This is a genomic window from Sulfitobacter sp. HI0129 (assembly GCF_001635395.1).
Lineage (GTDB): Bacteria > Pseudomonadota > Alphaproteobacteria > Rhodobacterales > Rhodobacteraceae > Sulfitobacter.
The window spans coordinates 1-11,810 of sequence record NZ_LWGH01000296.1 but is presented as its reverse complement, the minus strand read 5'-3'; the positions used below and the strand labels follow the sequence as shown (position 1 = coordinate 11,810).

Below are 11,810 nucleotides of genomic sequence, written 5' to 3'. Positions count from 1 at the left end.
CATGAGCGCAAAGCGCATCAGGTCGTCGGCATCCGCGCGCACATCGGCGCCCACGTCGAGCATGACGTTGAATTCCTGCGGATTGGCGGAAGGATAGAGAATCGCGATCGCGGGGCGATTGACGCCCGGCAGCTTGCGCAGCCGGATCATGGATATCGCCATCAATGCCCCGGTGTTCCCGCAGGACACAGCAACCGCCGCCTCGCCGGAGCGGACGGATTCGATGGCGGACCACATGGAGGTGTCCTTGCCCGTCCGCACGACCTGGCTGGGCTTGTCGTTCATGGTCACGACGTCCGCGGAATGGCGAATTTCGCAGCGGCCCTTCAGCTCGGGCCGCTTTTCGACCAGACTGCGCAGCTGGGCTTCGTCACCATGCAGGATAAAGGCAATCTCATCGTTCAGACGGGCAGACACGCTGCATCCCGCCACGACCGCCTCGGGGCCCTGATCCCCCCCCATTGCATCAACGGATATGAGGGTGCGGTGGGGCTTCGCCATGCTGTGATCGGTCGGGGCCGTCATCGGTGCGAATGCCTCATCTGACTGAATTACGACGTGAATTGCCCGTTAAGGTTTAGGCCGCGTCGTTTTCGAGGTCCACCTCTTCGGAGAGCGCAACGACTTCGGTGTCGTCATAATGGCCACAGGCCGCGCAGATGTGGTGGGGACGCTTCAGTTCACCGCAGTTCGAGCACTCGTTCGGGTTGGAGCCTTCGAGCGAATCGTGGGCGCGGCGGTTGTTGCGGCGCGATTTGGAAACTTTGTTCTGTTGGACAGCCATGTCTGGTGCCTTTGCCTTCGGGGCCTATGACGCCTGAGGGCGCGCCGGGCCGTGTTTCGGATCAACTCCCATTCGGGCGTGACGTGCGTGTAGGACCAAGCCTGCACGATGTCCAACCATAAATGGAGTGAGGGCGGCAAAATACTGCGAACGCGGGCCGATGCAAGCAGGAATTCCCGCATAGGGCAGGCGCTTCAGCTTTCGTCGCCTTTCAGCTTGTCCCGCAGGCCGGCCAGCCCGGCGAATGGCTTGGCGTCTTCGTCCGTCATGGGGGCCGTGCCGGGTTCCGCATGGACCATCTGGCCCAATTCGGCCTGATCCTTGCGCGGATAGTCCGGCACTTCGAGGGCGAGCGCCTCGCGCATGACGGCGCCCGGATCGATCCATGCGCCCAGCGGCTCCGTGGTGACGTCGTCGGGCATCTCCACCTCGGCCTCCGGCATCTCCGGCTCCTCGTAGTCGCGCAGATAGCTGCGCTCCACGTCCACGTCGATGCGCGTCGTGACAGGCTCCAGCGTGATGACGCAGGGCTGGACGACCGTGGCACCGAGCCGCCCTTCGAGCCGCCAGTCCCGGGAGCCCTGCGCGACGACGCGCCCTTCGAAGGAAAGCTTGCGCAAGGCCGAAAGCTCCAGTTCGCGGGCAATCGCCTCCAACTCTTCGGCGTCGGGGCGCAGCGCGAAACTGTTGTCCTTGGATTGCGACAGGCCGGAGACGCGCATCGCCGTCTTGGTTTCGGCCCGGGGGCGGGAAGGCGTGTCGGACATGCGCGGCCTGCTTTCGTTTCTTGAATCCTGTGGGGTGCTATGCGAGATAAAAGCCATCACCCCCAAGGGCAAGAGGGCAGACCCAGATGCGCAGCACCGGACGAACCAACGCAACCCGTGCGGGGGCGATCCTTCTGGGCGCCGCGCTGATCCTCGGGGGATGTGCGCCACAATACCAGAATCACGGCTATATCCCGCCTGCTGACCTGCTCGAACAGATCACCGTCGGCGTGGACACCCGCGATACGGTGGCCGCGACCGTGGGCGTGCCCGCCTCGGCGGGCGTGCTGGACAACAGCGGCTATTATTATGTACGCAGCAGGCGCAAGACCGTAGCCTTCTTCGCCCCGCAGGAGGTGGAGCGCGAAGTGCTGGCCATCAGCTTTACGGAAAACGGCGTCGTGCAGAATATCGAACGCTTCGGCCTCGATCGGGGGCGGGTGGTGCCGATTTCGCGCCGCGTCACCAGTTCACCTGTCAGCAACACCTCGTTCCTGCGGCAGTTGCTGGGCAACATCGGGCGTATCGGTCCTTCGGGGCTGTCGGGTTAGGCCCTGTCCCATGACATGCTCGGGGTCGCGCCCGGACAAACCTGATACCGCGGCGGTCCGGTCCGTTCAGCGCGGGCGCTATGTGGTGCGCCCGGCCCAAGGGGAAGGGGACCGAGAGGCGGTCGAGGTGCTGCGCCTGCGCAGCTTTGGCCAGGCCGGCATGCGGGATGCCTTTGACGCGGCAGCCCAGCAAATCCTGATCGAAGACAGCACGAGCGGCGCGCTGGTCTGCAGCTACCGGCTGCAGGAAACCGAGGCCGAAGCCTTACCGGCGAGCCATGCGGCCCAGCATTACGACCTGCGCAGGCTGATGGATTTCAAAGGCCCCATGCTGGAACTGGGCCGCTTTTGCATGGACCCGGACCGGCACGATCCCGACATCCTGCGCGCCGCTTGGGGCGGCATCACCGATCTTGTGGATCGGCGGGGCATCCGGCTGCTTTTCGGCTGTTCCTCTTTCGCAGGCACCGATCCCGCGCCCTACGGGGCGGCCTTTGCCCTGCTGGCGGAACGCTATCTGGCCCCCCCGCGCCTGCAGGTGGCGCGCCGGGCCCCTGCCATCGTCGATCTGACCGCCGAAATGGCGCCACAGCCCTCTGGTGCCGAAGGGCTGCGGAAGATGCCGCCGCTCCTGCGCAGCTACCTGCTGATGGGGGGGCGGGTCAGCGATCACGCGGTCGTCGATCATGCGATGAACACGCTGCATGTCTTCACCGGGCTGGAGATTTCCGCGATACCCGAAAGCCGCAAGAAGCTGCTGCGCGCGCTGGTCTGACGCGGCACCCCGCGCCGGGAAGAGGTATTTCCGCCACCGCACCGGCGGGGCATTGACCATGGCGCGCCGCATGGCTAGCTGGCGGGCATGGCACGCGCACCCCTTTTGCAACTCAACGAAATTTCACTGACCTTCGGCGGCGACCCGGTCTTCGAGGGCCTGTCGCTTGTCGTGCAGCCCGGGGACCGGGTGGCACTGGTGGGGCGCAACGGCTCCGGCAAGTCCACGCTGATGAAGGTCATGGCCGGGCTGGTGGAGCCCGACAGCGGCGATGTGGTCGCGGGGCCGGGCGTTTCGGTCGGCTATATGGAGCAGGATCCGGACCTGAGCGGCTTTGAAACGCTGGGCGATTTCGCGGCCCATGGCCTCGACCCCGGCGAGATGTACAAGGTGGAACGCGCAGGCGAAGGGCTGAAGTTCGATCCCGCCCGCCCCGTCGCCACCGCCAGCGGCGGGGAGCGTCGCCGCGCGGCGCTGGCGCGGCTGATGGCCGAAGAACCGGAACTGATGCTGTTGGACGAGCCGACGAACCATCTGGATATCGAAGCCATCGCTTGGCTCGAAGACGAGTTGAAAGCCACCCGCACCGCCTTTGTCATCATCAGCCATGACCGCGCCTTTTTGCGCGCGCTGACCCGCGCGACGCTCTGGATCGATCGGGGCAGCGTCAGGCGGCAGGAAACCGGCTTCGAAGGGTTCGAGGCCTGGCGCGATCAGGTCTGGGAAGAAGAGGACATGCAGCGCCACAAGCTCAACCGCAAGATCAAGGCGGAGTCGCGTTGGGCGGTCGAAGGTATCTCTGCCCGGCGCAAGCGCAATCAGGGCCGAGTGCGGGCGTTGCAGGATTTGCGGGAAGAACGGGCATCCCAGATCACCCGGCAGGGCACGGCGGCCATGTCGCTGGAATCGGGGCCGAAATCGGGACGCAAGGTGATCGAGGCGGAGGGCATCGCGAAGTCCTTCGGCGGCAAGACGATCCTGCGGGATTTTTCCATAACCGTGCAGCGCGGCGACCGGATCGCGCTGGTGGGTCCGAACGGCGTGGGCAAGACGACGCTGCTGAATATCATGATTGGCCGCGAAACCCCCGACGCGGGCACGGTCAAACTGGGCACCAACCTTGAAATCGCGCTTTTCGATCAGGCCCGCGCCCAGCTCGACGGGGACATGAGCCTTTGGGACAGCCTCACCGGCGATCCCGAAATGCGCGTCTCAGGCAAGGCGGATCAGGTGCTGGTGCGCGGACAGCCCAAGCATGTGGTGGGCTATCTCAAGGAATTTCTGTTCGACGAGGCGCAGGCCCGCGCCCCGGTGCGTTCGCTGTCGGGCGGCGAAAAGGCCCGCCTGTTGCTGGCCAAGATCATGGCTCGCGAAAGCAACCTGCTGGTGCTGGACGAACCGACCAACGATCTGGATGTCGAAACGCTCGATCTGCTGCAGGAGCTTCTGGGCACCTATGACGGCACCGTGCTGCTGGTCAGCCACGACCGCGATTTTCTGGACCGGGTCGCCGCCACCACCATCGCCATGGAAGGCGACGGGCGGGCGACGGTCTATGCGGGCGGGTGGAGCGATTACCTCAGTCAGCGCGGGCAGGACGATTTCGCAGGCAGCGTGGTCAAGCCAAAGCCCGCCCCGGCAAAGCCGAAGGCGAAACAGCCGCAGGAGCCGCGCAGCAAGCTGAGCTTCACCGAAAAGCACCGGCTGGAGGCGCTCCCGGCGGAGATCGAGCGGCTGGAGGCCGAGATCGCCAAGCTGGAAACCCTTCTGGGCGACCCTGAGCTTTTCACACGCGAACCCGTCAAGTTCCGCAAGGCGACGCAGGCGCTGACCGAACGGCAGGAAAAGCTTTCCGCTGCCGAGGAAGACTGGCTCACGCTGGAGGAGAAGGCGAACGCCTGATCCGCTTGTCAGAGCCGGATCACGGGGGCATAGCCACCGCGCAGGGCATTCACCGAAGGTTCGGGCGTCAGCACCGTGACCTCGCCGGTTCGGGGCAGCGGGCGGGGTGCTGCGTATCCTTCAGGGGTAAAGGGATAAAGCGCGTCCTGATGGATGAGGACGGGCTTGCCTTCGTCCCCTGCGATGAAGGTGCCATCGGGCAGATCGGCGATGGTCGAGCTATGGCGCCGCTGACCGAAGACGCGCGGAATGGCGCGTGCCGCATGAAGCTCTTTGTCGAATGCACCGATGCTGCCTTCGATACCGGCGGCGCGGCGGAACGACTGATGAGCCTCAAACCGGCACTGGGCGCAGGGCCGATGCCCGGCAGCCAGTGCGACGGCTTCATCGTGAAAGAAGAGTTCCGTATAGCGACCGGGCGCCATGATCGGACGCGCGGGGCGACCGGCGAAGGAAAGCAGGCAGATCACCCAGCCCCGGGTGGCCCAGCGGCGGTAGGTCAACCGGCCTTGCGCATCGTGCAGGATACCCCGGTTGCCCATGAACGCACCCCGCGCCGGATGGGCCAGGAAGCTGCCGTCAGGTTGCACGCGGTTCCGGCGGGGCATGGGATCACGCCCCCCGGCGCCGCGGGCGCATTACTCCACCCGCACCAGCGCGTGCCTTTTCTTGCCCGCGCTCAGCTTGACCGGAGAGGACAGGGCCGCCGCATCCAGCATCAGCCCCGCGTCGGACAGCGGCGCATCGTCGATGCGCGCGCCGTTTTCCGCGATCAGGCGCTTGGCTTCCTTGCCTGATCCGGCCAGCCCCGACCTGACGATCAGCTGCACGATGGAGATGCCGTCGGCCACTTCTGCCGCGCTTAGCGTCAGCGTGGGCAGATCGTCACCCGTGCCGCCTCTTTCGAAGACTTCGCGCGCCGTGGCCTCGGCGGTGCGCGCGGCCTCGGCCCCGTGCAGCAGCGTCGTCACCTCGTTGGCGAGCCGTATCTTCGCTTCGTTGATCTCGGACCCTGCTAGCGCACCGAGGCGTTCGCATTCGTCCACCGGAAGCTCGGTGTAAAGCTTGAGGAACCGGCCCGTGTCGGCGTCGGTCGAATTGCGCCAGAATTGCCAGAATTCGTAAGGGGACAGCATATCACCGTTGAGCCAGATGGCACCGCCCGCGGATTTGCCCATCTTGCGCCCGTCGCTGGTCGTCAGCAGCGGCGAGGTCAGCCCGTATACCTCCGCGTCGATGACGCGGCGGGTCAGGTCGATCCCGTTGACGATATTGCCCCACTGGTCCGACCCGCCCATTTGAAGCAGGCAGCCGTGACGGCGGTACAGCTCCATGAAGTCGTAGGCCTGCAGGATCATGTAGTTGAATTCGAGGAACGACAGGCTCTGCTCCCGGTCAAGGCGGCTTTTGACCGACTCGAAGGAGAGCATGCGGTTGATCGAGAAATGCCGCCCGATGTCGCGCAGGAAATCGAGGTAGTTCAACCCGTCGAGCCATTCGGCGTTGTTGAGCATGAGCGCGTCGCTCTCGCCGTCGCCATAGCGCAGGTACCGCGAAAAGACCTGCCCCATGCCCGCGATATTCTCCTCGATCTGCTCGGGCCCCAGCAGCGGGCGCTCGTCCGAGCGGAAACTCGGATCGCCCACCTTGGTGGTGCCGCCGCCCATCAGGGTGATCGGCTTGTGCCCGCATTTCTGAAGCCAGCGCAGCATCATGATATTGAGCAGATGACCCACGTGCAGCGATTTCGCCGTCGCGTCGTAGCCGATGTAGGCGGGGCGCACGCCTTCCATCAGGACGGCATCAAGGCCCTGATAATCGGTGCAATCCGCGAGATAGCCGCGCTCCTGCATGATGCGCAGAAAGTCAGACTTGGGATGATACGTCATGGTCCTTGCCCTCGGCTGGAATTGCGGGGCAATCTATAGGCGCAGAGCAGGCAAAGGAAAAGGCCATGAATGGCGGCAGGCAGAGGGCGATTCCGCGAACCGGGGTGGTGACGGCGCTCGGCGCCATGTCGGGCACCTCTCTCGACGGGGTGGATGCCGCCGTTCTGCGCACCGACGGGCATGAGATCACGGGCTTCGGGCCCAGCCGCTACAAGGTCTACAGTGCGCCGCAACGCCGTGTGATCGCCGCCGGTTTCGGCAAATGGTCCGGGCCGGAGGTCGATGCCGCGGCGCGGATCGTGGAAGAGGTGCATTTGGACCTGCTGCGCGGTTTCGACGGGGGCGAGGGCATCGACGTGATCGGCTTTCACGGGCAGACCCTGTCCCATGCGCCGCGTGGCCGGGGGACGCTTCAGGTCGGCGACGGCGCGGCGCTGGCCGACGCACTGGGAGTGCCGGTGGTCTGGGATTTTCGCAGCGCCGATGTCGAACTGGGGGGCGAGGGCGCGCCGCTCGCGCCCTTTTTCCATCACGCCTGCGCGCGCAGCATCGGTCTGAGCCGCCCGGTGGCCTTTCTGAACCTCGGCGGGGTGGGGAACCTGACATGGGTCGATCCCGCGATCGCGCGGCCTGAAACCGAAGGCGCGCTGCTGGCCTTCGACACGGGCCCCGCCAATGCACCGATCAATGATCTGTTGCAGACCCGGCGGGACCTTCCCTTCGACGAAGGAGGTGCGCTGGCGGCGCGGGGCCGGGTGGAGCAGGGCGCGTTGGAGCTGTTTCTGGCCGAGCCCTATTTCGCGCGTATACCGCCGAAATCGCTCGACCGGAACGATTTCGCCGAGATGGTGGCCCTTGTGGGCGAGCTGAGCGATGCCGATGCCGCCGCGACCCTCACGGCCATGTGTGCCGCCGGCGTGGCGGAGGCCATGCAGCATTGCCCGTGTCCGCCCGAAAGGGTGCTTGTCACGGGGGGTGGTCGCCATAACCCGGTGCTGATGCGGATGCTGGAGGTCTCTCTCGATTGTCCGGTTGCGGCGGTGGAGGATGTCGCGCTCGACGGGGACATGCTCGAAGCGCAGGCCTTTGCCTATCTCGCCGTACGGGTGGCGCGGGGGCTGCCTACCTCCTGTCCCGGAACGACCGGCGTGCGGGCGGCTGTGGGCGGGGGCCGGGTGAGCCTCCCGTCGCAGGGGTTGATCGAGGCGTAGCGGGGGCGCTGCCCCCGGACCCCCGGGATTTTCGGCCATTTGGAAATACGGAGGGCGCGTCAGAGTTTGCGTAAGTATTCGGCGGTGAAGCTGCGATAGCTCGGCGAGAGGGAAGCCAGATGCGCGCGAATGTCCTGATGCAGGGCCGGGAGGGCGTGGAACGGTACGGCGGGCATGGCGTGATGTTCGGCGTGAAAGGGCATGTTCCACGCGAGAAACCGCACCGCCCGGTTCGTGAGCGTCGTCCGCGTGTTTTCCAGCATGTTCGCGACCGGCGGGCAATGACCATGCTCTGCCAGCAGGTAGAGCCGCAAAATGGGTTGGCCCAGCAACGCGGGCAGGATCCACAGCCAGAACACCGCGGGGCTGAACAGTAGCGAGAGCAGCAATCCGGCGTAGAGCGCAAGCAGGATACGCGCCTCTTGCCGCATCCGGGCATGGCGGCGTTCCGGCAGGTAGGGCGCGTCGATCCGGCCTGCGGCATTGCGGAACAGTGTTTTCAGGTTGCCGGTCCAGTAGCCCCAGCCGGACAAGTAGATCAGATAGTCGCGCCAGGTCGTGGGCCGGGGATGGCCTGCAATCTCGGGATCGCGCTCCGGGTCGTTGGTGTATTTGTGATGCGCGAGGTGGAAATACCGGAACCAGGTGAAGGGCAGAAGCAGGGGAAGCGACAGCGCGTGGCCCACTACGTCGCTGATCCAGGGCCGGGCGAAGGGCGTGGCATGGGTACATTCATGGCTGAGCGTAAAGAGGAACATCAGCACGATGCCATAGGGCAGCAGCAGCACGGGCCAGAAGGGGCCACCGAAGCCGATATAGGCACCCATTGCCAGCAGAAGGCCCAGATGCCCCGCCAGATGCTTCAGCCCGGCGGCATCCGACCGGCGGTGAAGTGCTGCCTTTTGCTGGGGCGGCAGTGTGGCGATGAACGCGCGGTGATCCATATGGCCAAGGTGCGCCTGAGATTGGCCTTGCGCAAGGGCGGGATGCGTCAGAGCCGCTTCTGGAAGAAGCACAGATGCGGCAGCATTTCTTCGGGAATCGGTTGGTAGGGACCGGTTTCGACAAACCCCAGCCCGGCGTAAAGGCGGCGGGCCGCATCGAAGGCGCGCGAAGTGTCCAGCACAACCCGGTCAAAGCCGTCCCGCCGGGCCTGTACGACGAGTTGCGCGCAAATCTGCCGCGCGATGCCCAGACCCCGGGCCGCATCGCTGACATAAACGCGTTTGATCTCAGCTGTCGCGTCATCGAGCGGTTGGGTCATGCCGCAGCCCACCGGGGTATCGCCTTGCCGTGCGAGCAGGATGATCCCCCGCGGGCGGGCATGGATATGCGCAAGCTCCCCCATCAGCGCTTCGTATTTCGCGGGCGGATAGAAAACTTCGGTGAGGCGGCGTTCCACCGGGGCGAAGTTTTCGAGATAGGCGCGGTAGGACCAGCACAGCGTCTGCACGGCGGCAAGCTCCGCCGCCGTGGTGGCCGGTGTGATGCTGACCCCAGCCGCCTTCACGATCAGCCGCGCAGGATCGACCGACCGGCGTATTCCGCGGTTTCGCCGAGCATTTCCTCGATCCGGATCAGTTGATTGTACTTGGCCAGCCGGTCCGACCGCGCGAGGCTGCCGGTCTTGATCTGCCCGCAGTTGGTGGCCACGGCCAGATCGGCGATGGTGGCATCCTCCGTCTCGCCGGAGCGGTGGGACATGACGTTGGTGAACCCGGCGCGATGGGCCATTTCCACGGCCTTCAGCGTTTCGGTCAGGCTGCCGATCTGGTTGACCTTGACCAGCATGGCATTGGCCGAGCGCCGCTCGATCCCCTGCGCGAGCCTTTCGGGGTTCGTCACGAAAAGGTCGTCACCCACCAGCTGGACCTTGTCCCCGATGGCGGCGGTCAGGGCTTTCCAACCGTCCCAATCGTCTTCGGACATGCCGTCCTCGATGGAAATGATCGGATAGTCCTTCACCAGCGCGGCAAGGTAATCCACATTCTCCTCACTGGAGAGGGTTTTGCCCTCCCCTGAGAGGACATAGGAGCCGTTCTTGAAGTATTCGGTGGCGGCGCAATCGAGGGCGAGGTGAATATCCTCTCCCGGTTTGTAGCCTGCTTTCTCGATGGATTTCAAAATGAAATCAAGCGCATCACGGGTGGAGCTGATGTTGGGGGCAAAGCCGCCCTCATCCCCGACCCCGGTCGCCAGCCCGGCGGCGGAAAGCTCTTTTTTCAACGTGTGAAAAACCTCCGCCCCCATGCGCACCGCATCGCGGATGTTTTCCGCGGCGACGGGCATGATCATGAATTCCTGAATGTCGATCGGGTTGTCGGCATGTTCGCCGCCGTTGATGATGTTCATCATCGGCACCGGCAGGACCCGGGCAGAGGTTCCCCCCACGTAGCGGTAAAGCGGCTGGGTGCAGTAATCGGCAGCGGCCTTGGCGGCAGCCAGCGACACGCCGAGGATCGCATTCGCCCCGAGGCGGGATTTGTTGTCGGTGCCGTCCAGCTCGATCATGATGCCGTCGATCTCGACCTGTTCTGTCGCGTCGATCCCCGCCAGCGCCTCGGCGATCTCGCCGTTCACGCTGGCACAGGCCTCCAGCACGCCCTTGCCGAAATAACGCGCCTTGTCCCCGTCGCGGCGTTCCACCGCCTCGTAGGCGCCCGTCGAGGCGCCGGAGGGCACTGCCGCCCGGCCCATGGTGCCGTCTTCCAGTGTCACGTCGACTTCGACGGTGGGGTTGCCGCGGCTGTCGAGGATTTCGCGGGCGTGGATGTCGACGATGGTGCTCATGTTGGGTCCTTTGGCGGGGGGTTTGGCGGCTTTTAGCCCGCGGGTGCGGGCTTGGAAAGGCTGGCGGCGGTGCGGCGGCCATGTTTGCGCTCACGCCAGACGGTGTAGATGCCCGAGGCCACGATGATCGCAGCCCCCAGCAGGGTGAGCCTGTCGGGGCTTTCCGCGAAGACGACGATGCCCACGATCAGCGCGAAGAGCATCCGCGAATAGCGGAAGGGCGTGACGAAGGAAACTTCGCCCACCCGCATGGCCGCCACGATGCCGTAGTAGGCGAAGACCCCGATGGTCACCGCGCCCGCAAGATATATCGCCTGCAGACCGTCCGGCAGCACCGCGGGTGTGGCGGCGAAGATCATCAGCAGGATACCGGCGGGTACCAGAACCACGAAGGCCAGAAAGCTCAGTTGCATGGACGATGTGCCCGGCAGCACGCGCCGCGTCGCCAGATCCCGCAGGGCGAGGCCCACGACCCCCAGTACCGCAAAGAGCGACCGTGCATCGAACCCTTCGAGCCCCGGGCGGATGATGAGCAGGACCCCCGCGAAGCCGACGGCGATAGCGCTCCAACGGCGCCAGCCCACGGGTTCGCGCAGAAACAGCGCCGCCCCCAGCGTCACCGCCAGCGGGGTGGCCTGCAGGATGGCCGAGGCGGAGGAGATCGGGGTGAGCGCGATGGCCGTCACGAAGCCGAGCGTGCCGGTGATCTCGCCTATGCCCCGCAGAAGGATCGGCAGGTTGGCCATGTCGGGCGACCACAGCGCCTTGCCCTGCGCCCGCAGGACCACGGCAAAGATGATCCCCCCGCCGAGGCCCAGCATGGCAATGATCTGCCCCACCGGCAGGGCGTCGGCGGTCAGCTTGATGAACATGTCCTCGATGGCGAAACCGGCCATGGCCGCGACCATCAGCAGGGCGCCGCGCAGATTGTCCATGGGTTCGCTCCTTCGCCGCAGGCTGTCCGTCTGCTCCGGGCCATGAACCTTTTGCACGGCAGGGGCAAGGGGTGGTGGCGGCGCCCTGCGCCCGGTGGTAGCCAGAGGCATGAGATGGCCAAACCCCGCGCACCCCATCGGTGATACGCTGCTGACCCTCGTGGTCGCGGCGGCAGGGGCGGCATTGTTCGCCGCCGTGTCAGCCC

At 65.5% G+C, this 11,810-nt stretch carries 12 protein-coding genes and 1 pseudogene; 4 read left to right on the top strand and 9 right to left on the bottom strand.

Annotated elements, in window-relative coordinates:
* The 3 genes and pseudogenes from A3764_RS06655 to A3764_RS06645 form a co-directional block, all read right to left on the bottom strand.
* Positions 1 to 525: pseudogene (locus A3764_RS06655) on the bottom strand (phosphate acyltransferase PlsX); the annotation flags it as partial.
* Between the two features lie 52 nt (positions 526 to 577).
* Positions 578 to 784, bottom strand: a complete 207-nt coding sequence (gene rpmF, locus A3764_RS06650) for a 50S ribosomal protein L32 (protein ID WP_067926770.1) — start codon at positions 782 to 784, stop codon at positions 578 to 580.
* Between the two features lie 194 nt (positions 785 to 978).
* A complete protein-coding gene (locus A3764_RS06645) occupies positions 979 to 1,551 on the bottom strand; it encodes a YceD family protein (protein WP_236628097.1) in 573 nt (190 codons plus the stop codon).
* Between the two features lie 86 nt (positions 1,552 to 1,637).
* On the opposite strand from A3764_RS06645, the gene A3764_RS06640 reads away from it, so the two are divergent.
* From A3764_RS06640 to A3764_RS06630, 3 genes are all read left to right on the top strand, one after another.
* Positions 1,638 to 2,102, top strand: coding sequence for an outer membrane protein assembly factor BamE (locus tag A3764_RS06640; RefSeq protein WP_067926766.1), 465 nt, complete (start codon positions 1,638 to 1,640; stop codon positions 2,100 to 2,102).
* 10 nt (positions 2,103 to 2,112) lie between these two features.
* Positions 2,113 to 2,877: a GNAT family N-acetyltransferase gene (locus A3764_RS06635; protein WP_067919326.1), complete on the top strand. Its 765-nt coding sequence runs from the start codon at positions 2,113 to 2,115 to the stop codon at positions 2,875 to 2,877.
* Positions 2,878 to 2,964: 87 nt separating this feature from the next.
* On the top strand, positions 2,965 to 4,779 hold the full coding sequence (locus tag A3764_RS06630; RefSeq protein WP_067951356.1) for an ABC-F family ATP-binding cassette domain-containing protein: 1,815 nt from the start codon (positions 2,965 to 2,967) through the stop codon (positions 4,777 to 4,779).
* An 8-nt stretch (positions 4,780 to 4,787) separates the two neighbouring features.
* On the opposite strand, the gene A3764_RS06625 is transcribed toward A3764_RS06630, so the two are convergent.
* The gene (locus tag A3764_RS06625) at positions 4,788 to 5,387 is read right to left on the bottom strand and encodes a hypothetical protein (protein ID WP_067924625.1); all 600 of its coding nucleotides are present in this window, start codon (positions 5,385 to 5,387) and stop codon (positions 4,788 to 4,790) included.
* 30 nt (positions 5,388 to 5,417) lie between these two features.
* Positions 5,418 to 6,668, bottom strand: a complete 1,251-nt coding sequence (gene tyrS, locus A3764_RS06620) for a tyrosine--tRNA ligase (RefSeq protein ID WP_067924631.1) — start codon at positions 6,666 to 6,668, stop codon at positions 5,418 to 5,420.
* 65 nt (positions 6,669 to 6,733) lie between these two features.
* On the opposite strand from tyrS, the gene A3764_RS06615 reads away from it, so the two are divergent.
* Entirely contained in the window at positions 6,734 to 7,879 is a 1,146-nt protein-coding gene (locus A3764_RS06615) for an anhydro-N-acetylmuramic acid kinase (protein WP_067951354.1), read from the top strand.
* Positions 7,880 to 7,938: 59 nt separating this feature from the next.
* Here A3764_RS06615 and A3764_RS06610 read toward each other — a convergent pair whose 3' ends face one another.
* Genes A3764_RS06610 through A3764_RS06595 form a run of 4 tightly spaced genes read right to left on the bottom strand, consistent with a single transcriptional unit; the run spans position 7,939 to position 11,604 of the window.
* Positions 7,939 to 8,823, bottom strand: coding sequence for a fatty acid desaturase (locus A3764_RS06610; protein ID WP_067922596.1), 885 nt, complete (start codon positions 8,821 to 8,823; stop codon positions 7,939 to 7,941).
* 47 nt (positions 8,824 to 8,870) lie between these two features.
* The gene (locus A3764_RS06605) at positions 8,871 to 9,389 is read right to left on the bottom strand and encodes a GNAT family N-acetyltransferase (RefSeq protein ID WP_082851013.1); all 519 of its coding nucleotides are present in this window, start codon (positions 9,387 to 9,389) and stop codon (positions 8,871 to 8,873) included.
* A 2-nt stretch (positions 9,390 to 9,391) separates the two neighbouring features.
* Positions 9,392 to 10,669 (bottom strand): phosphopyruvate hydratase, encoded by a 1,278-nt coding sequence (gene eno, locus A3764_RS06600; RefSeq protein ID WP_067922599.1) that lies wholly within the window; start codon positions 10,667 to 10,669, stop codon positions 9,392 to 9,394.
* Positions 10,670 to 10,701: 32 nt separating this feature from the next.
* Positions 10,702 to 11,604, bottom strand: a complete 903-nt coding sequence (locus tag A3764_RS06595; protein ID WP_067922602.1) for a DMT family transporter — start codon at positions 11,602 to 11,604, stop codon at positions 10,702 to 10,704.
* Positions 11,605 to 11,810 lie beyond the last annotated feature (206 nt).